Below are 23,784 nucleotides of genomic sequence, written 5' to 3' on the forward strand. Positions count from 1 at the left end.
CGACAAGGAGAGACGCCCGATGATCCGCCAGCTTCGCACCCTCATGCTCGTGGGCCTGACCGGCCTGACCATGACCGCCTGCCAGACCGACGGCTCGGCCCATCCGGCCCCGGGTCCCGACCCGCGCGCGCCCAAGGGCGTCGGCGAGATGTGCGGCGGCATCGCCGGCTTCCAGTGCCAGACCGGGCTCTACTGCCAGATGACCCCGGAGATGCAGAAGATCGCCGACGGCTCGGGAACCTGCCGCCAGCGGCCGCAGATGTGCACCCGCGAATACCGGCCGGTCTGCGGCGTCGACGGCAAGACCTACGGCAACGCCTGCACCGCCGCCTCGGCAGGGGTCAGCGTCGCCAAGCCCGGTGAGTGCTGACCTAGCGCTTCTGCGGATAGATGGTCTCGCCGCGTTCTAGCATCTCGACGAAGGCGGCGATCTTCTTGCTGCGGCCGGCCTCGGTCTTGAGGTTGTGGATGCGGAAGGCGAGGGCGAAGCGGTTCTGGGCGGTTAGTTTCGGCAGCATGGCCTTCGCCTTCGGACTGGCGTCGATGGCGGCCTGCAGGTCGTCGGGAATCGGCAGGCCCTTGCCGCTGCCGTAGGCCCGGTCCCAGCGGCCGTCGGCCTTGGCCGCCTCGACTTCGCGCAGGCCGTGCTCGGTCATCCGGCCCTCCTTGATCAGGCGGGCGACGTTGTCGACGTTCACTTTGCTCCAGATGCTCTTCCTGCCGCGCGGGGTGTAGCGCTGGAGAAAGCTGGCGTCATCGAAGCTCTTGCGGACGGCGTCGATCCAGCCCCAGCAGAGGACAACGTCGATCGCCTGTTTGGCGTTGATCGAGGGCAGGCCGGAAGCGACCTTGTGGATCTTGATCCAGACCTCGGTCTCGCGGTCGTGGTGTTTCGACAGCCAGTCGTAGAAGGCGTCGCCATCGACGAATTCGTGGACCTTGGCGGGATCGACGACGATGGCGGCCATGAACGCTCCTGAGGAAAACGAAAGGGCCGGAGATTGCTCCCCGGCCCCTCGTTCTAGCTCAGCTTTCGCCGACTAGCACTTGTAGTACATGTCGAATTCGACTGGGTGCGGGTGGAGCTGGAGGCGCATGACCTCTTCCATCTTCAGCTCGATGTAGGCGTCGATGAAGTCGTCATCCATGACGCCGCCCTTCTTGAGGAAGGCGCGGTCCTTGTCGAGGTTCTCGAGGGCTTCACGCAGCGAGCCGCAGACTTCCGGAACCTTCTTCTGCTCGCGGGGCGGCAGGTCGTAGAGGTTCTTGTCCATGGCGGGGCCCGGATCGATCTTGTTCTCGATGCCGTCGAGACCGGCCATCAGAAGCGCCACGAAGGTCAGGTAGGGGTTGCCCATCGGGTCGGGGAAGCGGGCTTCCAGACGCTTGGCCTTGGGGCTGTCGACATGCGGGATGCGGATCGAGGCCGAGCGGTTGCGGGCCGAGTAGGCCAGCTTCACCGGGGCTTCGTAGCCGGGCACCAGGCGCTTGTAGCTGTTGGTGGTGGAGTTGGAGAAGGCGTTGATGGCCTTGGCGTGCTTGATGATGCCGCCGATGTACCAGAGGCACTCTTGGCTCAGGCCGGCGTACAGGTCGCCGGCGAACATCGGCTTGCCGTTCTTCCAGATCGACTGGTGGACGTGCATGCCCGAGCCGTTGTCGCCGAACATCGGCTTGGCCATGAAGGTGACCGTCTTGCCGTAGGCGGCGGCTACGTTGTGGATGACGTACTTATAGAGCTGCAGCCGGTCGGCCATGGTGACCATGGTGTCGAACTTCAGGCCAAGCTCGTGTTGGGCGGGCGCCACCTCGTGGTGGTGCTTTTCCGGCTTCATGCCCAGCTCGCCCATGACGGCCAGCATCTCGCCGCGAATGTCCTGGGCGCTGTCGACCGGGTTCACGGGGAAATAGCCGCCCTTGGGACCCGGGCGGTGGCCCATGTTGCCCTCGGCGTATTCCTTGGCCGAGTTGCCGGGCAGCTCGGTGGAGTCATAGCTGTAGAAGGTGTTGTTCGGGGCGGTCGACCAGCGGACGTCGTCGAACATGAAGAACTCGGCCTCGGGGCCGAAGTAGACGGTGTCGCCGATGCCCAGCGACTGCACATGGACCAGGGCGGCCTTGGCGATCGAGCGGGGGTCGCGGTTGTAGGGCGTGCCCGTGTCCGGGTTCACGATGTCGCACATCAGGCAGAGGGTGGTCTGCTGGTAGAAGGGATCGATGATGGCGCTGCCGAGGTCGGGGCGCAGCTTCATGTCGCTCTCGTTGATGGCCTTCCAGCCGGCGATCGACGAGCCGTCGAACATGGTGCCGTCTTCCAGGAAGTCCATGTCGACCAGGTCGATGTCGAAGGTGACGTGTTGCAGCTTGCCGCGGATGTCGGTGAAGCGGACGTCGACATACTTGACGTCCTTTTCCTTGATCATCGCCAGAATGTCTTTAGCGGTCGTCATAGAACCTATCCCCTAGGTATTTGAATTGCTGAGAGTTTACTAAAGCTAGATGGCTTGCGCGCCGCTTTCGCCGGTGCGGATGCGGATGACGTCGGTGATGTCGGAGACGAAGATCTTGCCGTCGCCGATGCGGCCGGTGCGGGCGGCGTTCTGGATGGCCTCCAGGGCGCCGGCCAGCTGGCCTTCGTCGACCACCACCTCGACTTTGATCTTGGGCAGGAAGTCGACGACGTATTCAGCGCCGCGATAGAGCTCGGTGTGGCCCTTCTGGCGGCCGTAGCCCTTGGCCTCGAGCACGGTCATGCCCTGGACGCCCAGCTCCTGCAGGGCTTCCTTCACCTCGTCCAGCTTGAACGGCTTGATGACGGCTTCGATCTTTTTCATGACATTCCCAAGGGCCTGGGCCCGAGCAATTGAGGGCGAACGAACACAGGGGCGGGGCAGGGGACAAGCCTTGAGACAACCCACACTGTGGAGTGTGCAGTTGAGGCTGTGCGGCGCCGCAAATCAAGGCGCCCCATGCTCAGGATTCGGGCATGGCCGGAAAGGGCTTGGATACCGTCGCGTCAGGGCCTTATCCGGGCCCTGACCACCATCGCGGGAGTGCGGAAGATGCGGGACGACACGCCGGTTCTCATCGGAGCGGGCCAATTCACGTATCGGGGAAAACCCGAGACCGCGCCGTCGCCGCTGGAATTGCTGAAGATTGCGGCGGATCGCGCCGCCGCCGACGCCGGGATCGATGTTTCGGCGCTGGCGCAGCTGGACGCCGTGGCGGTGGTCGGCTTCACGGTCGATGCGCCGGGCGCGCTGCAGAACCTGCCGTTCCCGCGGCTGAAGAATCCGCCGGCCAGCCTGGCGCGGGCGCTGGGCGCCGAGCCGACCTACGCCCCCTACAGCCACATGGGCGGCAACAGCCCGCAGCAGCTGATCAACATCCTGTCGGAGCGCATCCAGAAGGGCGAGACCGACTTCGCCTTCGTCAGCGGCGCGGAGTTCCTCGGTTCGCTGATGAAGCGGCTGAAGGGCGGCATGTCGTTCGACGGCTATGGCGACGAGATCGAGACGGCGCCGGAGCGGATCGGCGACCCGAGGCCGGGCGCCACGCCCTATGAGTCGGCCCACGGCCTCGACCGGCCGATCAACATCTATCCGGTGTTCGAGAACGCCCTGCGGGCCCGTGACGGCCGCTCGATCGAGGACCACCAGGCGCGGCTCGGGAAGCTGTTCGCGCCCTTCACCAAGGTGGCGTCGCAGAACCCGGAAGCCTGGTTCCCGACCGAGAAGTCGGCCGAGGAGTTGATCACGGTCAGTGAAAAGAACCGGATGATCGGCTTTCCCTACCCGAAGAATCTCAACGCCATCATGCAGGTCGACCAGTCGGCCGGGGTGTTGCTGTGCTCGGTCAGGAAGGCGCGGGAGCTGGGGGTGCCGCAGGAGAAGTGGGTGTTCCTGCACGGCTGCGCCGACGCCTCCGACCTGTGGTTTCCGCTGGATCGCCAGAACTACCACTCCAGCCCGGCCATGCGGCTGACCGGCCAGCGGGCGCTGGAGATGGCCGGGGTCAGCATCGACGATATCGATGTCATCGACCTCTACAGCTGCTTCCCGATCGCCGTGGAGGTGGGGGCCGAGGAGCTGGGCATCGCGCTGGACGATCCGCGCGGGCTGACGGTGACCGGCGGGCTGCCCTATTTCGGCGGGCCGGGGAACAACTACGCCCTGCACTCCATCGCCGAGATGATGCAGCGGCTGCGGGCGAAACCGGGAGCCTGGGGCCTGTGCACGGCCAACGGCTGGTTCCTGACCAAGCAGTCGACGGGGGTCTATTCGACGACGCCGCCGGACAAGCCCTTCGACCGTCAGGATCCGAAGGTCATCCAGGCCCAGATCGACGCCCTGCCGCATCCGGAGATCGTCGAGGCGCCGGAGGGCCGGGGGACCATCGAGGCCTACACGGTGATCCATGACCGCGAGGCCTATCGCGGCGGGGTGGTCATCGGCCGCGACGAACAGGGCCGGCGGTTCGTGGCGGTGACGCCGAACGATCCGGTGGTGCTGAAGAGCCTGGAAACCGCCGAGGGCGTCGGCCGAAGCGGTGTGGTAGGCCGCCACCCCGACGGCAAGCGCAACCTCTTCGTTCCGGACTGAACACCCATGAGCCACGTCCACATGATCCGCCACGGCAAGCCGGCCTCGACCTGGGGCGACGCCGACGAGGATCCGGGGCTGGACGAGACGGGGCAGGCCCAGGCGCGCGCCGTCGCCGAGACGCTGCTGGCCTTGCCGGAAAAGCTGCGGCCGACGCGGGTGGTCAGCTCGCCGCTGCGGCGATGCCGGGAGACGGCGCAGCCGTTCGCCGAGGCGCTGGGCGTGGAGGTCATCATCGATGCGCGGGTCGGCGAGATCCCGACCCCTAAGGCGCTGTCGGCCGACGAGCGGCCGGCTTGGCTGCGCAACGCCTTTGGCGGCCACTGGCATGAGATCAAGGGCGACCTCGACTACGACCAGTGGCGGCGCGGCGTGGCGGCCGCTGTGGCGGGCTATCCGGGGACGGCTGTGTTCAGCCACTACGTCGCCATCAACGGCGCCGTCTCGACGGCCATGGACGACACCCGGGTCATGGCCTTCCGGCCGGACCACACCTCGATCACGACGTTCGAGATCGTCGACGGCGGTCTGACGATCGTCGAGCGCGGCCGCGAGGCGGCGACGCAGGTGTTGTAGCCTGGCGCTGGTGACAGTCTTCCGGCGCAGCCGGATGACTGTCACCGTCCGTGAGCGAGAAACGGTGACAGTCACGCTGCGCGAGACAGCCACCGGCGGCGATTGAGCTTTCGCCGCTCGCCGTGCCACTGTCGCGCGATGGCCCGTGAAATCCTTACCGTTGCGCAGATGACCGCCGCCGATGCGGCCGCCGTCGCCGCCGGGACGCCCAGCCTGACCCTGATGGAGCGCGCCGGGACGGCTGTGGCCGAAGCCGTCCGGGCCCGTCATCGGGCCTGCAAGGTGGCGGTGCTGTGCGGGCCGGGGAACAACGGCGGCGACGGTTATGTCGTGGCGCGGCTGCTCAAGCGGCGCGGCTGGGAGGTCTGGGTCGAGGCGTCGGCGCCGCCGGCCAGTGCTGACTGCAAGGCCAACGCCCGGCGCTGGGCGGGGCCGGTCTACCGGCTGGGCGCGGGACCGCGCTGCGACGTGATGGTCGACGCCCTGTTCGGGGCCGGCCTGACCCGGCCGCTGGACGGCGAGGCGCTGGCGGCGGCGCGGGCCTCGCACGGTCACCCGGCGGTGGTGGCGGTCGACATGCCTAGCGGCGTCGACGGCGACACCGGCCGGGCGCTCGGCCAGACGGCCTTTCGGGCCGACCTGACGGTCACCTTCCACCGACGCAAGATCGGCCACGTTCTCCAGCCGGGGGCGGGGGCTTGCGGCGAGGTGCTGGTTGCCGACATCGGCCTGGGGGGGATCGAGACCACGCTGTTCGAGAACGGGCCGGAGCTGTGGCGGCGAGCCATGCCCTTTCCTACGGCCAGTTCGCACAAGCATTCGCGCGGTCGCGCCGTCGTGGTCGGCGGCGACGCCCTGCACACCGGCGCCGCCCGGCTGTCGGCGCGGGGGGCGCTGCGGATCGGGGCGGGGCTGGTCACCCTGCTCAGCCCGGCCGACGCGGCCCGGACCTACGCCGCCGCCCTGGAGGCGGTGATGCTCAGCCCCTTCGAGACCGACGCCGACCTCGCCCAGCTGGCTGAAAAGGCCGACGCCGCCGTCATCGGCCCCGCCGCCGGCGTGACGCCGCAGACGCGCGCCAACCTCTTCGCCCTGACCCGCACCGGCGCGGCCTTGGTGGTCGACGCCGACGCCCTGACGGTGTTTCGCGAGCGGCCGGACGACCTGTTCGACGTGCTCGACAAGGACGATGTGCTCACGCCGCATCCCGGCGAGTTCGAGCGGCTGTTCCCTGGCCTGCTGGCCGCCGGCCCGACCCGCATCGACGCCGCCCGCGCCGCCGCGGCGCGGGCCGGGGCCGTGGTGCTGCTGAAGGGGGCCGACACGGTGATCGCCGCGCCCGACGGCCGGGCGGCAGTGAACCTCAACGGCACGCCCTGGCTGGCGACGGCGGGGTCGGGCGATGTGCTGGCCGGCTTTATCGCCGGGCTGATCGCCCAGGGGATGGAGAGCTTCCAGGCGGCCTGCGCCGGGGCGTGGATCCATGCCGATTGCGGTGCGCGGTTCGGACCGGGACTGATCGCCGAGGACCTGCCGGACCTGGCGCCGGCCTCCCTCGGCTGGCTGCTCGCCCGGCCGCTCTAGGCCGGATAGTTCGCCCGCACATAGCCGGCCGTCGGGCTGCTGATGTCATGGCAGGCGACGATCTGCTGCACGCCGCCGGAGGTCGCAAGGGCGGCGACGATGCGGGCGATGCGTTGCACCTTGAGGGTCGGCGAACTGGGCACAATGGTTTCGTCGTCCTGGATGTAGGCCAGGGTTCCGACGCTGGCGTAGCCGGGGTCGATGTGGCTGAGCAGCATGCTGACCAGCGGCGGCGCGCCCAGGGCCCCGACGATGCTGGTCTCGGCCGGCAGGTGGGGCACGATGTCGTTGCCGTACTCATAGCGGATGTGGTCGGCGCCGTTGTTGTAGGCCGCCGCGAAGACCGCGTCGCCGACCCGGGCCCCGGCGAAGCTGCGCACGACGATGCGCTTGCCCGGATAGTCCTGCCGCAGGCGCCAGGCGACCAGCGGGCAGATGGCCCCGCCCTTGCTGTGGCCGGTGACATAGATGGTCTGGTCGGGGAACGATTTGACGACCGCCTTCACGGCCGGCCCGAGCTTGCTCCAGAGCTGCATGAAGGAGGTGTAGAAGCCCAGGTGGATGTCGCCCGGGAACCCCGGCGGACTACCGGCCGCCGGCAGAAGCACGGCCAGGGCGTCGCTGCACCAGTCGACGATCACCTGCCGGGGCGGCTCGCCAGCCAGCGGCGGGGTGGTGCCGCGGATGGCGACGACGATGCCCTCGGGGATATTGCCCACCAGCCCGGCGTCGTCGTTGGCCAGGCCGGCAACGACGCCGTAGGGCGCCGCCATCCAGCCGATGGCGTTGGACGAGGTTGGCGCGGGACCGTCGTTGATGAGCGGGACCGGCCCGTCGCCGGTGATGGCGTAGGTCTGGCGCGCGACGCTCAGCAGCCGCGAGGTCAGGGTGTAGGCCACGTCGATTTCCCCGGGGTTGGACCAGCGGGGCGACGTTAGGCGTCAGGTTGTATTTTGCAAGGTACGCGTCACGGCGGTCAGTGACCGTCGTGACCCGCCGGTTTGCCATCGCCCAGCCGGAGCACCTTGATCGCAGTCACCAGCCGGGCCGAGCGGGCCGGGCGCAGGTCGCCCTCGACGATCAGGCGAAAGGCGCCGTCCTTGGCGGGCAGGGGCTGGCCATCCATGCGGTCGGCGAGGATGATCTTGTTGGCGCGGGTCCCGGGGTCGGCTTCGGCCAGGCCGATGACCACCTGATAGCCATCCGAAGCTGTGACGATGACGGCGTTGGAGAGCTCGCCGCCGCGCAGGGCCTTGCCGGTCGGGGCGCCGACCTTGGCCAGGACGTCGATCAGCAGCGGGCCCTCGAAGCTGTTTTTCTGGCCATGGGCGTCGAGGACGACGGCATGGCGGGGCAGGGCGGCGAGGTCGGCGGCTGTGACGGTGGCCGTCTGACCGGCCGGGCCGGTGAGGTCGAGCGACTGGGCCAGGGCGGGAACCGCGAGCAGGGAGAGGCAGGCGGCGAGGATCAGGGGGCGCATGGGGGCTCCTTGGTCTGGTGATGTTAGAGCGCGCCGAGAGCCTCGTCACCGGTGCTCAATCGCTCCGAACATGCGCCGACGAGAGTGGGCGGCACCTGGACCAGAGAATCGTGTCGCTCACGCATGCGACAGTTTTGGCATGCCGTGTTACAGCCACAGATTGTTCGTATCGAAGAGGTCTGTATAACAACGTTCGCTCCGATACTCGGCGCGACAGGTTCGACAAAGGGAGGTTTGCATGAGTGAATCGACACCCGCGCTCAGGAAGCTCTGGAAGGCCTACGAGTGCGCAGAAGCGAATATGGTGACCATCGCCTTCGGCCCGGACAGGATCAAAGTCGCACCTCCGACCGTGGATGCCTGGAAAGCGCTCGCCGCCGTGATGGCCGGGCATCGCTATGAGATTCGAACGACGGACACCGATAGCTACAATTGTCGAACCATCACCGGCGGCACCGAGAAGAGCCTGCATTCCTATGGCATCGCGCTCGACGTCAACTGGACCACCAACCCGTACATTGACCATACCGGCGATCGGGATGTCCGTTTCTCCTCCAAGGCGACCCAAGCGGCGCGAGCGCTCGATGTGAAGCAGGCGCTCGCAGACACTGACATGACGCCGGCGATGATCGCGGACGTCTCGGCCATCAAAACGAAGGGCGGGAAAAAGGTCTTCGAGTGGGGCGGTCACTGGCGGACGGTGAAGGATTGCATGCACTTCGAGATGGACGTCTCGCCGGACGACCTGGCAGCTGGTATCGACTGGTCCACGGTTAACGGATCGGCGACGTCGGAGCCTCGGTCTGGCGACCTGTTCAAGGTCATTGCGAGGTCCGGCCTACGTCTGAGAGAGGGGCCTGGACCGGAGTTCGCCGCCCGACGGACCATTGCCTACGGAACTGTCGTCGCTGTCCTTGGCTATTCGGGGGATTGGGCGCTCATCGATCTGGAAAGCGATGGCGCCGCCGACGGACATATGCACAGCGCCTACCTAGCGGCGGTTTGAAGAATGGGCAGCGACGGGAACCATGCCGGGGAGCTGGACAAAACGAACCGCACGCCTGTGCCAAAAAGCGAAATCGAGACGGACTTCGATCTCCTCGACCGTTACCAGGCCTTCTGATCTGTGCGGCGGCCGCCGCCCTCGCTCACCGCTATTTTTCGACCGACGGCATGTACTATCGCATGAAGGCCTTGAGAACGGTCGGTCCTGAGAGTTCGAGCGCGACCGACAAGGGCAACGAGATGTTCAACCGATCTGGGATCGCCATCAAATTTGCGCCGGCCTTTGTCGTGTTGGGAATCGCCAGCCTCGGTCTTGCTCTGATCATGGCCTTGTCGATGCCTGACGGACGCGCTCCCTCAGACAAGGCTCCCACCGCGTCATCGTCGTCCCTTGCCTCGCCCGCCAAGGCCCCGTAATCGAGCCGCGAACCTTGCGGATGTGGCGGAACTGGTAGACGCACTGGATTTAGGTTCCAGCGCCGCAAGGCGTGGAGGTTCGAGTCCTCTCATCCGCACCACCGATCGCGCCCTGACGGGCGGGGGACGCCTTAAGTCATGTTGCTCACCAGTCTCGCGGCCGCCGCCGCGCTCGCGTTCCAGCCCGCGCCCGCCGAAAAGCCGCCGGAAGACGCCACCGTGTCGGGTCTCGTCATCAGCGCGCCGCCGCTCGACGAGAAGAAGGCCATTGAGTCCTTCGTCGAGACGGTCGCCGCCGACAGCGGCAACGGCCGTATCGCCCGCTGGGACCGCAAGGTCTGTCCGGGCGTGGCCGGGGTGAAGCCGGAATATGCGCAGGTGGTCGCCGACCATATCGCCGCCCTGTCGCTGAAGGTCGGGCTGGAGCCCGGGGAGCCGGGCTGCAAGGTCAATGTGCTGGTGGTGTTCACCGCCGACGCCGACGGCTTCGTCAAACGCTCGCTGAAGGAAACCCCTCAGGCCTATTCGCGCTACGACCTGGAAATGACCTCGGGCCGCAAGGCGCTGCGCCAGTTCCAGGGGTCCGACGCGCCCGTGCGCTGGTGGCACGTCACCCACCGGGTGACCGAGGACGGGACCAAGTACAATTCCGGGGACCAGGTGCAGGTCTATTCGACGGGCCGCATCTCCAGCCGCACGCGCGACGATTTCGACCGGGCCATCGTGGTGGTCGACGCCAAAAGGGTGGGGCAGGTGCGGTTCGCCGCCCTGGCCGACTACCTGGCCTTCGTGTCGCTGGCCCAGATCGATCCGCAGGCCGAGCCGAAGACCGGCAGCTCGATCCTCAACCTGTTCGCCGACAAGGAGGCCGGCATCGAGCCCAGCGAGGCGCTGACCAGCTGGGACGTCGCCTACCTGACCGGCGTCTACGAGGCCCGCCGCGACACCCGCAACTCCGACGGCCAGAAGCGGGACATCACCCGCACCATGGGCAAGGAGCTCAAAGAGGGCGAAGAGGGCGGGGATAAGCCTAAGGAATAGGCGTCCATGCCGCCCTTGGGGCTTGGCCCTAGGGGCCCTGCGTGACATAAGGCCCGCTTCGCGCCGGGCCGGGCCTTATCATGGCCCTGTTCGGCGCGCCCGATCCAACCCCGACGCGGGGTGATCCGCTCCACTTGTAGCGGCGCGCCGCCAGATGAAGACGAACCATGCAGATTGTTGAAAAGTCCGGTGAAGGCCTGAGCAAGGTCTACGGTGTGACCGTCCCCGCCGGCGAACTGGCCGCGCGTCTGGAAAAGCGGATCGAAGAGATCCGGCCCCAGATGAACATCAAGGGCTTCCGCCCCGGCAAGGTGCCGGCCGCGCACGTCAAGCGCGTCTATGGCAAGGGCCTGATGGGCGAGGTGATTGACGCCGCGCTGAACGAGACCACCCAGAAGATTCTGGACGACAACAAGCTGCGCCCCGCCGCCCAGCCCGACCTGAAGCCGACCGTCAACATGGACGAGGTGATGGATGGCAAGTCGGACCTGGCCTACGACCTGTCGGTCGAGCTGATGCCCGACTTCGAGCCGCTGGACGTCTCCAAGCTGAAGCTGACCAAGCCTGTCTATGAGCCGACCGACAAGGAAGTCGATGAGGCCCTTGCCGACCTGGCCAAGCAGGCCCGCACCTACGAGCCGCGCACCGGCAAGACGGTCAAGGCCAAGGCCGACGACCAGCTGCTGATCGATTTCGTCGGCAGCATCGACGGCGTCGAGTTCCCGGGCGGCAAGGCCGAGGGCGCTGAACTGGTCATCGGTTCGGGCCAGTTCATTCCGGGCTTCGAAGACCAGCTGACCGGCGCCAAGCCGGGCAGCGACGTCACCGTGAACGTCAAGTTCCCGGAAAACTACCAGGCCGCCGAACTGGCCGGCAAGGATGCCGTCTTCGAGGTGAAGGTGCATGAAGTGCGCGCGCCGAAGGACAGCGAAGTCAACGACGAGCTGGCCACGCGCCTGGGCCTGTCGGACCTCGCCGCCCTGCGCGACATCCTCAGCAAGAACCTGGCCGACCAGTACGGCCGCGCCAGCCGCTTCAAGCTGAAGCGGGCCCTGCTCGATGAGCTGGACAGGGGCCACGACTTCCCGCTGCCGCCCGGCATGGTCGACGCCGAGTTCAACGGCATCTGGCAACAGGTCGAGGCCGACAAGACCGGCGGCAACCTGCCCGAGGAAGACGCCGGCAAGTCCGACGAGGACCTGAAGGTCGAGTACAAGAAGATCGCCGAGCGCCGCGTGCGCCTGGGCCTGGTGCTGGCCGAGATCGGCCGCATCAACAACGTCACGATCAGCGACCAGGAGCTGCAGACCGCCATCCAGCGTGAGGCCATGGCCATGTCGCAGCAGTACGGCCTGCAGCCGCAACAGGCCTTTGACCTGCTGCGCCAGAACCCCCAGGCCCAGGCCCAGATCCGCGCCCCCCTCTATGAGGACAAGGTCGTCGAGCTGATCTTCGACAAGGCCACGGTGAAGGACAAGAAGGTCTCCAAGGCCGAACTGGAAGCCGAAGACGACATGCCGGAAGGCTACTGATCGGTCTCACCGACCTGACATGATCAAGGCGCCCGGGCGGAAACCCGGGCGCCTTTTTCTTTGCCCGCCCGCGGACGTCAGCGGCTGACGAGGGCCTGCATGGTCGCGGGGTAGCGGGCGCCCAGCACCTCGATGGCCGACAGGGCGGCGGCGATCTCGGCCAGGTCGCCGGGCGTGAGCTCGAGATCGGCGGCGCCAAGGTTCTCTTCCAGGCGGTGGAGCTTGGTGGTGCCGGGGATGGGCACGATCCAGGGCTTCTGGGCCAGCAGCCAGGCAATCGCGACCTGGGCCGGGGTCGCGCCCTTGTCGGCGGCGATCTGGCCGATGCGGTCGACGAGGCCCTGGTTGGCCTTGCGGGCCTCCTGGGTGAAGCGCGGCGCGATGTTGCGGAAGTCGCCGGCCGCGAACTGGGTGCTGTCGTCGATGGCCCCGGTCAGGAAGCCCCGGCCGAGCGGGCTGAAGGGCACGAAGCCGATGCCCAGTTCCTCGAGGGTGGGCAGGATTTCCGCCTCCGGCTCGCGCCACCACATCGAGTATTCGCTCTGCAGGGCGGCGACCGGCTGCACCGCGTGGGCCTGACGGATGTTTGCGACGCCGGCTTCGGAGAGCCCGAAGTGCAGCACCTTGCCCTCGGCGATCAGGTCGCGGACCGTGCCGGCGACCTCCTCCATCGGCACCTGGGGATCGACCCGGTGCTGGTAGAAGAGGTCGATGCGGTCGGTGCGCAGGCGCTTGAGCGCCTCCTCGGCCACGAAGCGGATGCGTTCGGGGCGGCTGTCGACGCCGACGGTCGGCCTGCCGTCTTTGAAGCCGAACTTGGTGGCGATGACGACCTGGTCGCGGACCGGGGCGAGGGCCTCGCCGAGCAGCTCTTCATTGTCGCCGGGGCCATAGGCCTCGGCGGTGTCGAAGAAGGTGACGCCGCGATCGACGGCGGCGCGCAGCAGCCTGACGCCATCCGCCGTGGCCATGGCCGGACCATAGGCGAAGCTCAGGCCCATGCAGCCGAGGCCGATGGCGGAGACTTCGAGGCCGCCGGTTCCGAGTTGTCGTTTTTGCATGGGGAGTCCTCGCTTTCTATCCGCAAGGTAGGGCGTGGGCGCTTCTGCGATTAGCCGATAAGATGTGCATGTAGTCATGATCGAGGCTCATGAATGGCGCGCGAAACCCTCAACGACCTGAACGCTTTCGTCGCCGTGGCGCGGGAACGCAGCTTCACGCGGGCGGCGGCCCAGCTGGGGGTGTCGCAGTCGGCGTTGAGCCATACGATCCGGGGACTGGAGGAGCGGCTGGGCATCCGGCTGCTGACCCGCACCACCCGGATGGTCACCCCGACGCAGGCCGGCGACCGCCTGCTGGCGACGATCGGGCCACGGCTCGAGGAGATCGAGGCCGAGCTGGCCAACCTCAGCGCCCTGCGCGACAAGCCGGCCGGGTCGCTGCGCATCACGGCGGGCGACCATGCGGTCGAGACCATCCTGCTGCCGGCGCTGGCCCGCATCCTGCCCGACTATCCGGACATCAAGGTCGAGGCGGTAATCGACTACGGCCTGACCGACATCGTCGCCGAACGGTTCGACGCCGGCATCCGGCTGGGCGAGACGGTGGCCAAGGACATGATCGCTGTGCCGGTGACGGGCGACCTGCGGATGGCGGTGTTCGGCTCGCCGGACTATCTGGCGCGCCACGGGGTTCCGAGGACGCCGCAGGACCTGACGGCGCACAATTGCATCAACCTGCGAATGCCCACCTACGGCGGCCTCTATGCCTGGGAGCTCGATGTGGGCGGACGGGATATCCGGGTGCGGGTGGACGGCCAGTTGGTGTTCAACGGCAGCCGGCCGATCGTCCAGGCGGCGCTCGCCGGCCTGGGCCTGGGCTGTCTCATGGAAGGCCAGGTGCAGGAGCATCTGGACAGCGGCCAGCTTGTCCGGGTCCTGGACGACCGCTGCACGCCGTTCCCGGGCTACCACCTCTACTATCCCAGCCGCCGGCAACAGTCGCCGGCCCTGGCCGTGCTGATCGACGCCCTGCGCTATCGCGGGTGACGGAGTCTTAAAGGACAAAAAGGTCTCCAAGGCCGAACTGGAAGCCGAAGACGACATGCCGGAAGGCTACTGATCCTCTCCAGGGATCGGATGAGATCAGGGCCCCGGAGTGATCCGGGGCCCTTCTTCTTTGGGCGGGGAGGGGGCCGTCCATGTTCATCATTGGTCAGGCGCTTGAGGTGACAATCCGCCGCGCGGATCGGCCAAGTGTCCGCCGCCATCCGCCGAGGAGCCGTGATTGTTGAAATACCTGGCTATCCTTGTGCTTGGGATCATCGCCCTGGCGGTCGCAGCGGGAGCTGCTGTCGGCCTCTGGCAGAACCCCAACACACCGAAGCAAGCCGAGGCAGCCTGCCAAATGGTCGCCCGGCTGGAAAGCGAGCGTGAGCAGGCCGCGGCACGCAGTTGGGGGCGTGAACCCAATCTGTCCTATGACTACGTTCTGCGGGCAGCGCCGGGTCCTGTTCGCCGGGAAAGCCTCAAAGGCGTGAACCTCGCTGATCGCGCTAGGATTGCCTTGCTTGAACTCAAGCGTCGCATCCACGCCGAAGCCTACGACCGACCGCTCGACTGTTCGGCGGCCTTTCAAGCGCGACAGTTCCCCCGCGATCCCGGTTCGCAGGCCCGCGAGGCGCTGGCGCGCAGTCATCCGCTTCGTAGTGCTACGGTGGTCTCATCGGCCCGGCCGGTGGTCGGGTCCGATGGGTGGATGCTGATTCGACGAACGGAATTCGTCTGCGTCGCCAGCCATCACCTGCACCGCCCCAGTCACCCGGATATGCACACCCAGGCAATGAGGCTGGAAGGCGGGAAGTGGAGGTCGGTGGGCGACTATTCGCGGACGCTCCTGTATCGCGTCCTGCCCCTGGACCGCTGTCCGACTCCTTGAGGCCCCGGCCCTGTGACGACCGCTACGCCGTCTTAAGGCCTGGGCGATAGCCTGTTGGGATCTCGGAGACCTCCATGCCGCCCTGGATCATGGCCCTGATATTCGGATCGCTGGCGCTGGTCGCCGGCTGGGCGCTGGTGCGCGACATTCAGAGCGGACGGTCGGGCGACGATATCTGGCGGTTCAACGCCGACACCAACCCCGCCGGCTATGCCTCGCTGCTGGCCGGCAAGGTCTTCGTGCTGGCCTACGGGATCGCCACCGTGACCTGGGCGCTGGGGTTCAATGAGAACCCCTTTCTCCTGCTCAAGCGCATCTTCGACCCGGGTGCGCCTTAGCGCCGCCCTTGCATCCTGTTAACCCCGGACCGATATCCGGGAGAAGGGCGTCGGCGCGGCTCGATTCGCGACACGCCAAGCGCATTTCAAGGAGCCCTCATGTATTACGACGACTACGAACGCACCGCCATGAACCTCGTCCCCATGGTGGTCGAGCAGACCAGCCGCGGCGAGCGGGCCTTCGACATCTTCTCGCGCCTGCTGAAGGAGCGGATCATTTTCCTGACCGGGCCGGTCGAAGACGGCATGAGCTCGCTGATCTGCAGCCAGCTTCTCTTCCTGGAGTCGGAGAACCCCAAGAAAGAGATCCAGATGTACATCAACTCGCCGGGCGGTGTGGTGACGTCGGGCCTCGCGATCTACGACACCATGCAATACATCAAGAGCCCGGTGACGACGCTTTGCATGGGCATGGCCGCCTCGATGGGCAGCCTGCTGCTCTGCGCCGGCGCCGCCGGTCAGCGGATCGCCCTGCCTAACGCCCGCATCATGGTCCACCAGCCCAGCGGCGGCTTCCGCGGCCAGGCCTCGGACATCATGCGTCACGCCGAGGACATCCTGAAGACCAAGCAGCGGCTGAACGAGATCTACGTCAAGCATTGCGGCCGCACCTATGAAGAGGTCGAGACCACCCTCGACCGCGACCACTTCATGAGCGCCGACGAAGCCAAGGCCTGGGGTCTGGTCGACCATGTGCAGGCCTCGCGCGACGAGACCGAAGAGAAGGCCGGCTAGGCCAGGGCCTGCCGGACCAGGGCGAGCAGGGCCACGCGCTCGGCCTCGTCCTGGACCCGGAAGCGGTCGAAGTCGTCGCCGGCCAGTCGCAGGTCGGCGTGGAGGCCGGACGGGTCTTCGTGAAAATGCAGGAAGGCCCGGGACCGTCTGTAGAAGACGCCCCGGGCCTTTTCCTTGAGGCCCTCCAGGCCGCGCAGATCGTTCAGCAGGGGCTCCAGCTGGTCCAGCGCCGCTGGTCCGGCATGCTTCAAGGCTTGCCCTTGAAGACGCGGTAGCCCTGCTCCTGCGCGATGCCGAGCATCTCCTTGTCGCCGGAGGTGTCGCCGTAGGCGGCGGTCAGGGTTAGGGCCTCGCCGTAGGTCTCGCGCAGGCGGCGGACCTTTTCCGGCCCGCGGCAATTGGCCCCGGCCAGCACGCCCAGGCAGCGGCCGTCGGCGTCGAAGGCCAGTTCGGTGCCGATCAGGCCGTCGGCCCCCAGGCCTCGGGCGAAGGGGGCGACCACGAAGTCGGGCGAGGCGGTGACGATGACCGTCTTGGCCCCCTTCGTGCGCCAGCGCCGCCAGGTCTCGACGGCGTCGGGGCGCAGCAGGCGGCCGGAATTCTTTTCGGCGAACAGGCGGGCCTGCTCCTGCAGTTCACTCTGGCGGGCCCCTTTGAGGAACTCGCGGACGGCGGCGGCCTTCAATTTCCCGCGATTGTGGTCGAACAGGTAGGCGAAGGAGGCCGGGGCCAGTTTCACACAGCCGGTGAACCAGCGCAGCCCGCCGGCCCGCCATTTGAGGAAGGCGGTGAAGCTGTCCCTGACAGTCATCGTCCCGTCGAAATCGAAGGCAACCATCCCAAGCTCGTGAAGAGGATCGGTCATGATCCCCCCGCCGACGTTGAGCCGTCCGAGCATTGTCGCTTTGCGCGCCATGATCCCCATATAGCCCGGAATACCGAGCCTTCCCCTATACTGCGCCCGCTTGCATCACGATTCGTCACATTCGAGCGATGCGGCAGCGCCACAGCCGTTGTGCGGATACAACGGACACACCATCTAGTTTGTTAACGATGGGGCGGCCATTCGGGACGCCTCGGAGGCAATGTTCTGGTCCCTGTGGCATCGCGGCGCTTGCCGCGAAGCGGCGGATCGGGGAATGTCAAGGTTTAGACAACCCGCACAGTGTAACCTGCGAAATCCACTCGCAGGATCGTTCCGCGGGGAGGGGGCGTTACAGCCGTAAGGCTCGAGACGTCGCCGGAGTGTGAGAAGCGAAATGACCAAGGCCGCCAGTGGCGACTCGAAAAGCACCCTGTACTGCTCCTTCTGCGGAAAGAGCCAACATGAGGTGCGCAAGCTGATCGCCGGCCCGACCGTGTTCATCTGCGATGAATGCGTCGAGCTCTGCATGGATATCATCCGTGAGGAGCACAAGATCGCCTTCGTGAAGTCGAAGGACGGCGTGCCGACGCCCAAGGAGATTCGCGAAGTCCTCGACGACTACGTGATCGGCCAGGAGCACGCCAAGAAGGTGCTCAGCGTGGCGGTGCACAACCACTACAAGCGCCTCAACCACGCGACGAAGAATTCCGACGTCGAGCTGGCCAAGTCCAACATCCTGCTGGTCGGCCCGACCGGCACCGGCAAGACGCTGCTGGCCCAGACCCTGGCCCGAATCATCGACGTGCCGTTCACGATGGCCGATGCGACGACGCTGACCGAAGCCGGCTACGTCGGCGAAGACGTCGAGAACATCATCCTCAAGCTGCTGCAGGCGGCCGACTACAATGTCGAGCGGGCCCAGCGCGGCATCGTCTACATCGACGAAATCGACAAGATCAGCCGCAAGTCGGACAACCCCTCGATCACCCGCGACGTGTCGGGCGAGGGCGTCCAGCAGGCTCTGCTGAAGATCATGGAAGGCACCGTGGCTTCGGTCCCGCCCCAGGGCGGCCGCAAGCATCCCCAGCAGGAGTTCCTGCAGGTCGACACGGCCAACATCCTGTTCATCTGCGGCGGCGCCTTCGCCGGCCTGGAGAAGATCATCTCCAGCCGCGGCGTCGGCACCTCGATCGGCTTCGGGGCCAAGGTCACCGATCCGGACGAGCGCCGCACCGGCCAGATCCTGCGCGGCGTCGAGCCTGACGACCTGCAGCGCTTCGGCCTGATCCCCGAATTCATCGGCCGTCTGCCGGTCATCGCCACCCTTGAGGACCTCGACGAGGCGGCGCTGATGACCATCCTGACCGAGCCGAAGAACGCGCTGATCAAGCAGTACGGTCGCCTGTTCGAGATGGAGAACGTCGGCCTGAAATTCACCGACGACGCCCTGATGGCCGTGGCCCGCAAGGCCATCCTGCGCCGCACCGGCGCCCGCGGCCTGCGCTCGATCATGGAAGGCATCCTGCTCGACACCATGTTCGACCTGCCATCGTACGAGGGTGTCGAAGAGGTGGTGGTCAACGCCGAGGTGGTCGAAGGCCGGGCTCAGCCGCTGGTCATCTACGCCGAGAAGAAGGGCGGGGCGGGGGCGGCGTAAAGCGCCAACCTCACCGCTGGAATTGCGAAGGCCCGCTGGGAAACCGGCGGGCCTTTTCGCTCTCCGCCCCCGAGAGGGGGCGGAGGACGGTTCGGAGCGTGAGCGACGGACCAGGAGGCGGGGCCGCACCGGCGGTAGGGAGGTCCCTCCTGAACCGGCGGTGGGGACCCCCTCGGTTTGGCTCGCTTGCAGCGCTCGCCAAAGCCACTCCCCCATTTCATGGGGGAGAGCGAAGCGTCGAAAGCGCCGCCTAAAACGCCGCCTCCAGCGGAACCCCGGCCATCGTCACCCGGTGCATGAGCCGATAGTGGCCGTGGTAGTCGTTTTTGGCGAAGTGCCAGGTGGCGCGGTTGTCCCAGATGGCGACGGAGCCAGGCTCCCATTGGAAGGCGCAGGTGCGCGACTTGTCGATGGCGTGGGGGAGGAGCTGGTAGAGCAGTTCCTGGCCCTCTTCCTTGGACAGACCGACGAAGCCGGTGGTGAAGGCCGGGTTGACGTAGAGGACCGGCTTGCCGCTGCCGGGGTGCTTGATGACCACCGGATGGACGGTCTCGGGCAGGTCGCGGCTGCCCGACAGGGCGTCCTGGTCGGACTGGGCGTAGGCGCCGCCTTCGCCGAAGACGTGGGCTGTCGAGTGGATGGCCTGCATGTGGCGCACCCGGTCCTGCAACTCAACGGGCAGGCTGTCCCAGGCGGCGTACATGTCGGCGAACAGGGTGTCGCCGCCGCTGGGGGGCAGGTCGCGGGCGACCAGGATGGAGCCGAGGGCCGGTTCGGCGTCGTAGGAATGGTCGGTGTGCCAGCCGCCGCCGATGTTGCTAGTCTGGTCCTTGGTCTTCTCGACCTTGGCGATCTCCGGCCAGTCGGCGTCGGCCGGGAAGAAGCGGTTGACGTCGATGGGGGCGAAGGCGCGGGCCAGGTCCAGGTGCTGCTGGCGCGACAGGGTCTGGCCGCGGAAGAACAGGACGCCGTGCTCGAACAGGGCCTCGCGCAGGACGTCGGCCAGCTTGGCGTCGATGCGGGCGAGGTCGACGTCATGGACCATGGCGCCGCAGCCGGGCAGCTTCTCGACGGTCAGGGCTTCCTGGATCATGGCGTCCTCCTTGGTTGGCTGAATGAAGCCACGGGGGACGACAAGGGATTGTCACCGAGGTAACAGTTGATGATGGACCCGCAGCTCGCCCCCTATCGCGAACAGATCGAGCGGCTCGGCTGGCTGGCCGAACAGCCGACGGGGCTGCGCGAGGCCCTGCTGGCGGCGGCGCGGCTGCGCTGGCTGGCCCAGGGGGAGTGGGCGCATGGCGAGGGGGACGAGGCGGCCGGGGTGCTGCTGGTGCTGGAGGGGCGGCTTCGGCTGTTCGCCCAGGCGCCGGGGGACCGCGAGGCGCTGATCGGCGTGCTGGGGCCGGGGGCGGCGATCGGCCAGAGCCCGGTGTTCGGCGGCGGGCCCCGGCTGGTGACGGCGGTGAGCGCCGGGCGCAGCCTGGTCCTGACCCTGTCGGACGGCGCGCTTCGGCGCGTGCTGCAGGACTGGCCGGGCGTTTGGCAGGTGATCTCGCAGCTGATCTATCGCCAGCTGCAGTACTCGGTGCAGGTGGCGGCCGAGCGGGTGGCGCTGCCGCCAAAGGCGCAGCTTGCTTCGCGCTTGCTGATGCTGGCGCTGGGCGGGGAGACGGTGGCGGCCAACCAGTCGGACCTGGCCGAGCTGCTGGGGTTCAGCCGCAAGGCGGTGAACGGCTGGCTGGGCGAGCTGGAGGCGGTGGGGGCGGTGCGGCTGGGCTACGGGCGCATCGAGATTGTCAGCCGGCGGGGGCTGGAGCGGGCGGTGGCGCAGGAGCGGTGACGAAACGCGATCGGCGTGCGATCAGTCGGGCATGAATCTGCTCTACGACACGCTGACGGGCGCCGGCGCGGCCGAGGCGCCCTTCCTCGAACGGCCCGACGGCGCGGTCATCCGCTATGGCGACCTCGAGGGGCTGACCGGGCGGTGGGCCAATGCGCTGGTCCAACTGGGCGTGAAGCCCGGCGACCGGGTGGCGGTGCAGGTCGAGAAGAGTCCGGAGAACCTGATCCTCTATCTGGCGACGGTGCGGGCCGGCGCGGTCTTCCTGCCGCTGAACACGGCCTACACGCTTGTCGAGTTGGAGTATTTCATCGGCGACGCCGAGCCGGCGCTGATCGTCTGCGACCCGGCGGTCGAGGCTGGCGTGAGCAGGCTCGGCAAGACAGCGACCCTGGATGCCAAGGGGCAGGGGAGCCTCGCCGACCTCGCCGCTTCCGCCCCGGAGGCTTTCGAGACGGTTGAGCGCGCGCCGAAGGACCTGGCGGCGATCTGCTACACCTCGGGCACCACCGGCCGGTCGAAGGGGGCGATGCTGACGCATGGCAACCTGACGGCCAATGCGCTGACCCTGGTGAGCCTGTGGCGGTTCACGGCGGCGGATGTGCTGATCCACGCCCTGCCGATCTACCATGTGCATGGGCTGTTCGTGGCGACCAACGTCATCATGGCGGCCGGAGCCTCGATGATCTTCCGGGCGAAGTTCGATGCGGCCGAGGCGCTGTCGCTGATGCCGCGCGCGACGGCGCTGATGGGCGTGCCGACCTTCTACACGCGGTTGCTGGATCAGGCGGGGCTGACGCCGGAAGCGACGGCAGGGATGCGGCTGTTCATCTCCGGCTCGGCGCCGCTGCTGGCCGAGACGCACCGCGCGTTCGAGGCGCGGACCGGGCAGGTCATCCTCGAGCGCTACGGCATGACCGAGACGAGCATGAACACCTCCAACCCCTATGAGGGCGCGCGGGTGGCCGGAACGGTGGGGCCGCCGTTGCCGGACGTCGACCTGCGGATCAGCGACCCCGAAAGCGGCGCGTCGCTGGCGGCGGGCCAGATCGGCATGATCGAGGTGCGCGGGCCCAATGTGTTCGCCGGCTACTGGCGGATGCCGGAGAAGACGGCGGCGGAGTTCAAGCCGGGCGGCTGGTTCGTCACCGGCGACCTGGGGAAGATTGATGAGGCCGGCTACGTCCACATTGTCGGCCGGGGCAAGGACCTGATCATCACCGGCGGGCTGAACGTCTACCCCAAGGAGGTTGAGGCGGAGATCGACGCCCTGCCCGGCGTCGTCGAGAGCGCGGTGATCGGGCTGGCTCATCCCGACCTCGGCGAAGGCGTGACGGCGGTGATCGCCACCGGCGGCAAACCAACCGGGCTGACCGAAGAAGCGGTGCTGGCGGCGCTCTCCGAGCGGCTGGCGCGGTTCAAGCAGCCCAAGCGGGTGCTGTTCGTCGACGATCTGCCGCGCAACGCCATGGGCAAGGTGCAGAAGGCCCTGTTGCGCGAAACCCATTTCGACCTCTACAGGGGCTCATGAGCGACATCATCATCATCGGCGGCGGTCACAACGGTCTGACCTGCGCCTTTTACTTGGCCAGCGCCGGCCTCAAGGTCACCGTGCTGGAGAAGCGCGACGTGGTCGGCGGGGCGGCGGTCACCGAGGAGTTCCATCCCGGCTTCCGCAACAGTGTGGCGGCCTACACCGTCAGCCTGCTCAATCCCAAGGTCATCCGCGATCTCGACCTGCCCCGGCACGGGCTGAAGGTGGTCGAGCGCAAGGCGGCCAACTTCCTGCCGATCAGCGACAGCGACAGCCTGGTCACCGGCGAGGGCCGGACCCATGGCGAGGTGGCGCGGTTCTCCCAGAAGGACGCCGACCGGCTGGACGCCTACAACGACCGGCTGGACGCCATCGCCGACGTGCTGCGCGACATTGTCCTGCAGACGCCGCCGGACATGGTCGAGGGCGGTTGGCTGCAGGCGCTGCCGGAACTGCTGAAGAGCGCCGCGCTGGGCAAGCTGGTTTCCAACCTGGACACCACGGCGCGGCGTGACCTGCTGGCGCTGTTCTCGCAGTCGGCGGGGGACTGGCTGGACGGCTGGTTCGAGAGCGATCCGATCAAGGCGGTGCTGGGTTTCGACGGCATCGTCGGCAACTACGCCAGCCCCTACGCCGGCGGCTCGGCCTATGTGCTGCTGCACCATGTGTTCGGCGAGGTGAACGGCAAGAAGGGCGCCTGGGGCCACGCCATCGGCGGCATGGGCGCGATCACCCAGGCCATGGCCGCCGCCTGCCGCGAGAAGGGCGTCGAGATCCGCACCGGGGTCGGCGTGGCGACCATCCTCAAGGAAGGCGGCCGGGCGGTGGGCGTGGTCACCGACGCCGGCGAGACCCTGCGGGCGCGGGCGGTGGTGTCCAACCTGCATCCCAAGCTGACGTTCGAGACCCTGCTCGATCCGGCCGACCTGCCGACTGACTTCGCCGAGCGGATCGCGCGCTACCGGTCGGGGTCGGGCACGTTCCGGATGAACGTGGCGCTGAGCGAGCTGCCGAAGTTCACCTGCCGGCCGGAAGACGGCGACCACATGAGCGCCGGCATCATCATGGCCCCCAGCCTGGCCTATATGGAGCGGGCCTATATCGACGCCCGGACCCACGGCTGGTCGAAGGAGCCGATCGTCGAGATGCTGATCCCCTCGACCCTGGATCCGAGCCTGGCGCCCGAGGGCCAGCACGTGGCCAGCCTGTTCTGCCAGCATGTGGCGCCGGTGTTGTCCGACGGTCGGTCGTGGGATGACCACCGCGAGGAGGTGGCCGACCTGATGATCGCCACGGTCGACAAATGGGCGCCGGGGTTCAAGGCCTCGGTGCTGGGGCGGACGATCAAGAGCCCGCTGGACCTGGAGCGGACGTTCGGCCTGATCGGCGGGGACATCTTCCACGGGGCGCTGACCCTGGACCAGATGTTCTCGGCCCGGCCGGTGCTGGGGCACGGGGCGCACCGGGCGCCGGTGAAGGGGCTCTACATGTGCGGGGCGGGCACGCATCCGGGCGGCGGTGTGACCGGTGCACCGGGGCACAACGCGGCGCGGGAGATCCTGAAGGACGCCAAGGCGCGTCGGTTCTAGAAATCCGCGGCGCCTTCCGCCACGGCGCCCCTTCACGCGCGGTCCGCGTT

General features: G+C 67.5%; 25 protein-coding genes and 1 tRNA gene. 17 read left to right on the forward strand and 9 right to left on the reverse strand.

The window, feature by feature from the left end:
• The first annotated feature begins 19 nt into the window (after positions 1-19).
• Entirely contained in the window at positions 20-370 is a 351-nt protein-coding gene (locus AC1RSK_RS20340; protein WP_492909512.1) for a Kazal-type serine protease inhibitor family protein, read from the forward strand.
• Position 371: 1 nt separating this feature from the next.
• Here AC1RSK_RS20340 and AC1RSK_RS20345 read toward each other — a convergent pair whose 3' ends face one another.
• The 3 genes from AC1RSK_RS20345 to AC1RSK_RS20355 all read right to left on the reverse strand — a co-directional run bounded on the left by AC1RSK_RS20345 (position 372) and on the right by AC1RSK_RS20355 (position 2,834).
• Positions 372-968, reverse strand: coding sequence for a YdeI/OmpD-associated family protein (locus AC1RSK_RS20345; RefSeq protein WP_492909513.1), 597 nt, complete (start codon positions 966-968; stop codon positions 372-374).
• A 72-nt stretch (positions 969-1,040) separates the two neighbouring features.
• Positions 1,041-2,450, reverse strand: coding sequence for a type I glutamate--ammonia ligase (gene glnA / locus AC1RSK_RS20350; RefSeq protein ID WP_492909514.1), 1,410 nt, complete (start codon positions 2,448-2,450; stop codon positions 1,041-1,043).
• Between the two features lie 45 nt (positions 2,451-2,495).
• Positions 2,496-2,834 (reverse strand): P-II family nitrogen regulator, encoded by a 339-nt coding sequence (locus AC1RSK_RS20355; protein ID WP_492909515.1) that lies wholly within the window; start codon positions 2,832-2,834, stop codon positions 2,496-2,498.
• A gap of 228 nt (positions 2,835-3,062) precedes the next feature.
• Between AC1RSK_RS20355 and AC1RSK_RS20360 the strand changes: the two genes are divergently transcribed.
• From AC1RSK_RS20360 to AC1RSK_RS20370, 3 genes are all read left to right on the forward strand, one after another.
• Positions 3,063-4,601 carry an acetyl-CoA acetyltransferase gene (locus tag AC1RSK_RS20360; RefSeq protein WP_492909516.1) on the forward strand — a complete coding sequence of 513 codons (1,539 nt, stop codon included), beginning with the start codon at positions 3,063-3,065 and terminating at the stop codon, positions 4,599-4,601.
• Between the two features lie 6 nt (positions 4,602-4,607).
• A complete protein-coding gene (locus AC1RSK_RS20365) occupies positions 4,608-5,177 on the forward strand; it encodes a histidine phosphatase family protein (protein ID WP_492909517.1) in 570 nt (189 codons plus the stop codon).
• Between the two features lie 138 nt (positions 5,178-5,315).
• Positions 5,316-6,761 (forward strand): NAD(P)H-hydrate dehydratase, encoded by a 1,446-nt coding sequence (locus tag AC1RSK_RS20370; RefSeq protein ID WP_492909518.1) that lies wholly within the window; start codon positions 5,316-5,318, stop codon positions 6,759-6,761.
• Here AC1RSK_RS20370 and AC1RSK_RS20375 read toward each other — a convergent pair.
• On the reverse strand, positions 6,758-7,660 hold the full coding sequence (locus tag AC1RSK_RS20375; protein WP_492909519.1) for a lipase family protein: 903 nt from the start codon (positions 7,658-7,660) through the stop codon (positions 6,758-6,760). The two genes, AC1RSK_RS20370 and AC1RSK_RS20375, sit on opposite strands and share 4 nt — an antisense overlap.
• 77 nt (positions 7,661-7,737) lie before the next feature.
• The gene (locus tag AC1RSK_RS20380) at positions 7,738-8,241 is read right to left on the reverse strand and encodes a molybdopterin-dependent oxidoreductase (RefSeq protein WP_492909520.1); all 504 of its coding nucleotides are present in this window, start codon (positions 8,239-8,241) and stop codon (positions 7,738-7,740) included.
• Positions 8,242-8,479: 238 nt separating this feature from the next.
• Here AC1RSK_RS20380 and AC1RSK_RS20385 point away from each other — a divergent pair, with 238 nt between their 5' ends.
• The 5 genes from AC1RSK_RS20385 (at position 8,480) to tig (ending at position 12,236) form a co-directional block, all read left to right on the forward strand.
• On the forward strand, positions 8,480-9,247 hold the full coding sequence (locus AC1RSK_RS20385; RefSeq protein ID WP_492909521.1) for a M15 family metallopeptidase: 768 nt from the start codon (positions 8,480-8,482) through the stop codon (positions 9,245-9,247).
• A 167-nt stretch (positions 9,248-9,414) separates the two neighbouring features.
• Positions 9,415-9,663: a hypothetical protein gene (locus AC1RSK_RS20390; protein ID WP_492909522.1), complete on the forward strand. Its 249-nt coding sequence runs from the start codon at positions 9,415-9,417 to the stop codon at positions 9,661-9,663.
• 16 nt (positions 9,664-9,679) lie between these two features.
• A tRNA-Leu gene (locus AC1RSK_RS20395) sits at positions 9,680-9,764 on the forward strand.
• A gap of 37 nt (positions 9,765-9,801) precedes the next feature.
• The gene (locus tag AC1RSK_RS20400) at positions 9,802-10,704 is read left to right on the forward strand and encodes a hypothetical protein (protein ID WP_492909523.1); all 903 of its coding nucleotides are present in this window, start codon (positions 9,802-9,804) and stop codon (positions 10,702-10,704) included.
• Between the two features lie 167 nt (positions 10,705-10,871).
• Positions 10,872-12,236: a trigger factor gene (gene tig / locus AC1RSK_RS20405; protein WP_492909524.1), complete on the forward strand. Its 1,365-nt coding sequence runs from the start codon at positions 10,872-10,874 to the stop codon at positions 12,234-12,236.
• Positions 12,237-12,313: 77 nt separating this feature from the next.
• Here the strand turns inward: tig and AC1RSK_RS20410 are convergent, their stop codons facing one another.
• On the reverse strand, positions 12,314-13,297 hold the full coding sequence (locus AC1RSK_RS20410) for an aldo/keto reductase (RefSeq protein ID WP_492909525.1): 984 nt from the start codon (positions 13,295-13,297) through the stop codon (positions 12,314-12,316).
• A 93-nt stretch (positions 13,298-13,390) separates the two neighbouring features.
• Between AC1RSK_RS20410 and AC1RSK_RS20415 the strand changes: the two genes are divergently transcribed.
• From AC1RSK_RS20415 to AC1RSK_RS20430, 4 genes are all read left to right on the forward strand, one after another.
• A complete protein-coding gene (locus AC1RSK_RS20415; RefSeq protein WP_492909526.1) occupies positions 13,391-14,284 on the forward strand; it encodes a LysR family transcriptional regulator in 894 nt (297 codons plus the stop codon).
• Positions 14,285-14,522: 238 nt separating this feature from the next.
• Positions 14,523-15,173 carry a hypothetical protein gene (locus AC1RSK_RS20420; protein WP_492909527.1) on the forward strand — a complete coding sequence of 217 codons (651 nt, stop codon included), beginning with the start codon at positions 14,523-14,525 and terminating at the stop codon, positions 15,171-15,173.
• Between the two features lie 74 nt (positions 15,174-15,247).
• Positions 15,248-15,511: a hypothetical protein gene (locus tag AC1RSK_RS20425; protein WP_492909528.1), complete on the forward strand. Its 264-nt coding sequence runs from the start codon at positions 15,248-15,250 to the stop codon at positions 15,509-15,511.
• Positions 15,512-15,610: 99 nt separating this feature from the next.
• Positions 15,611-16,246, forward strand: coding sequence for an ATP-dependent Clp protease proteolytic subunit (locus AC1RSK_RS20430; RefSeq protein WP_492909529.1), 636 nt, complete (start codon positions 15,611-15,613; stop codon positions 16,244-16,246).
• Here the strand turns inward: AC1RSK_RS20430 and AC1RSK_RS20435 are convergent.
• Positions 16,243-16,497, reverse strand: coding sequence for a hypothetical protein (locus AC1RSK_RS20435; protein WP_492909530.1), 255 nt, complete (start codon positions 16,495-16,497; stop codon positions 16,243-16,245). The two genes, AC1RSK_RS20430 and AC1RSK_RS20435, sit on opposite strands and share 4 nt — an antisense overlap.
• A complete protein-coding gene (locus AC1RSK_RS20440; RefSeq protein WP_492909531.1) occupies positions 16,494-17,162 on the reverse strand; it encodes an HAD-IB family hydrolase in 669 nt (222 codons plus the stop codon). The genes AC1RSK_RS20435 and AC1RSK_RS20440 overlap by 4 nt, the downstream gene beginning before the upstream one ends.
• Before the next feature lie 343 nt (positions 17,163-17,505).
• On the opposite strand from AC1RSK_RS20440, the gene clpX reads away from it, so the two are divergent.
• Positions 17,506-18,768, forward strand: a complete 1,263-nt coding sequence (gene clpX, locus AC1RSK_RS20445; RefSeq protein ID WP_487298158.1) for an ATP-dependent Clp protease ATP-binding subunit ClpX — start codon at positions 17,506-17,508, stop codon at positions 18,766-18,768.
• A 250-nt stretch (positions 18,769-19,018) separates the two neighbouring features.
• Here the strand turns inward: clpX and AC1RSK_RS20450 are convergent, their stop codons facing one another.
• The gene (locus tag AC1RSK_RS20450; RefSeq protein ID WP_492909532.1) at positions 19,019-19,861 is read right to left on the reverse strand and encodes a TauD/TfdA dioxygenase family protein; all 843 of its coding nucleotides are present in this window, start codon (positions 19,859-19,861) and stop codon (positions 19,019-19,021) included.
• A 72-nt stretch (positions 19,862-19,933) separates the two neighbouring features.
• On the opposite strand from AC1RSK_RS20450, the gene AC1RSK_RS20455 reads away from it, so the two are divergent.
• The 3 genes from AC1RSK_RS20455 to AC1RSK_RS20465 are packed head-to-tail and all read left to right on the forward strand — an operon-like array spanning position 19,934 to position 23,734.
• Entirely contained in the window at positions 19,934-20,611 is a 678-nt protein-coding gene (locus AC1RSK_RS20455) for a Crp/Fnr family transcriptional regulator (RefSeq protein ID WP_492909533.1), read from the forward strand.
• Positions 20,612-20,642: 31 nt separating this feature from the next.
• Positions 20,643-22,142, forward strand: coding sequence for a malonate--CoA ligase (locus tag AC1RSK_RS20460; RefSeq protein WP_492909534.1), 1,500 nt, complete (start codon positions 20,643-20,645; stop codon positions 22,140-22,142).
• Positions 22,139-23,734 (forward strand): phytoene desaturase family protein, encoded by a 1,596-nt coding sequence (locus tag AC1RSK_RS20465; RefSeq protein ID WP_492909535.1) that lies wholly within the window; start codon positions 22,139-22,141, stop codon positions 23,732-23,734. Before AC1RSK_RS20460 ends, AC1RSK_RS20465 begins: the two co-directional genes overlap by 4 nt.
• The last annotated feature ends 50 nt before the right edge of the window (positions 23,735-23,784 follow it).

It is taken from the genome of Caulobacter sp. GW821-FHT11A05 (genome assembly GCF_058809015.1).

Coding starts and splice junctions, on each gene's coding strand:
- AC1RSK_RS20450 (WP_492909532.1), bottom strand. CDS start 19,861: ATGATCCAGGAAGCCCTGACCGTCGAGAAGCTGCCCGGCTGCGGCGCC.
- AC1RSK_RS20390 (WP_492909522.1), top strand. CDS start 9,415: ATGTACTATCGCATGAAGGCCTTGAGAACGGTCGGTCCTGAGAGTTCG.
- AC1RSK_RS20430 (WP_492909529.1), top strand. CDS start 15,611: ATGTATTACGACGACTACGAACGCACCGCCATGAACCTCGTCCCCATG.
- AC1RSK_RS20410 (WP_492909525.1), bottom strand. CDS start 13,297: ATGCAAAAACGACAACTCGGAACCGGCGGCCTCGAAGTCTCCGCCATC.
- AC1RSK_RS20425 (WP_492909528.1), top strand. CDS start 15,248: ATGCCGCCCTGGATCATGGCCCTGATATTCGGATCGCTGGCGCTGGTC.
- AC1RSK_RS20455 (WP_492909533.1), top strand. CDS start 19,934: ATGGACCCGCAGCTCGCCCCCTATCGCGAACAGATCGAGCGGCTCGGC.
- AC1RSK_RS20340 (WP_492909512.1), top strand. CDS start 20: ATGATCCGCCAGCTTCGCACCCTCATGCTCGTGGGCCTGACCGGCCTG.
- AC1RSK_RS20360 (WP_492909516.1), top strand. CDS start 3,063: ATGCGGGACGACACGCCGGTTCTCATCGGAGCGGGCCAATTCACGTAT.
- AC1RSK_RS20385 (WP_492909521.1), top strand. CDS start 8,480: ATGAGTGAATCGACACCCGCGCTCAGGAAGCTCTGGAAGGCCTACGAG.
- AC1RSK_RS20415 (WP_492909526.1), top strand. CDS start 13,391: ATGGCGCGCGAAACCCTCAACGACCTGAACGCTTTCGTCGCCGTGGCG.
- AC1RSK_RS20460 (WP_492909534.1), top strand. CDS start 20,643: ATGAATCTGCTCTACGACACGCTGACGGGCGCCGGCGCGGCCGAGGCG.
- AC1RSK_RS20365 (WP_492909517.1), top strand. CDS start 4,608: ATGAGCCACGTCCACATGATCCGCCACGGCAAGCCGGCCTCGACCTGG.
- tig (WP_492909524.1), top strand. CDS start 10,872: ATGCAGATTGTTGAAAAGTCCGGTGAAGGCCTGAGCAAGGTCTACGGT.
- glnA (WP_492909514.1), bottom strand. CDS start 2,450: ATGACGACCGCTAAAGACATTCTGGCGATGATCAAGGAAAAGGACGTC.
- AC1RSK_RS20400 (WP_492909523.1), top strand. CDS start 9,802: ATGTTGCTCACCAGTCTCGCGGCCGCCGCCGCGCTCGCGTTCCAGCCC.
- AC1RSK_RS20465 (WP_492909535.1), top strand. CDS start 22,139: ATGAGCGACATCATCATCATCGGCGGCGGTCACAACGGTCTGACCTGC.
- AC1RSK_RS20440 (WP_492909531.1), bottom strand. CDS start 17,162: ATGGCGCGCAAAGCGACAATGCTCGGACGGCTCAACGTCGGCGGGGGG.
- AC1RSK_RS20345 (WP_492909513.1), bottom strand. CDS start 968: ATGGCCGCCATCGTCGTCGATCCCGCCAAGGTCCACGAATTCGTCGAT.
- AC1RSK_RS20380 (WP_492909520.1), bottom strand. CDS start 8,241: ATGCGCCCCCTGATCCTCGCCGCCTGCCTCTCCCTGCTCGCGGTTCCC.
- AC1RSK_RS20355 (WP_492909515.1), bottom strand. CDS start 2,834: ATGAAAAAGATCGAAGCCGTCATCAAGCCGTTCAAGCTGGACGAGGTG.
- AC1RSK_RS20370 (WP_492909518.1), top strand. CDS start 5,316: ATGGCCCGTGAAATCCTTACCGTTGCGCAGATGACCGCCGCCGATGCG.
- clpX (WP_487298158.1), top strand. CDS start 17,506: ATGACCAAGGCCGCCAGTGGCGACTCGAAAAGCACCCTGTACTGCTCC.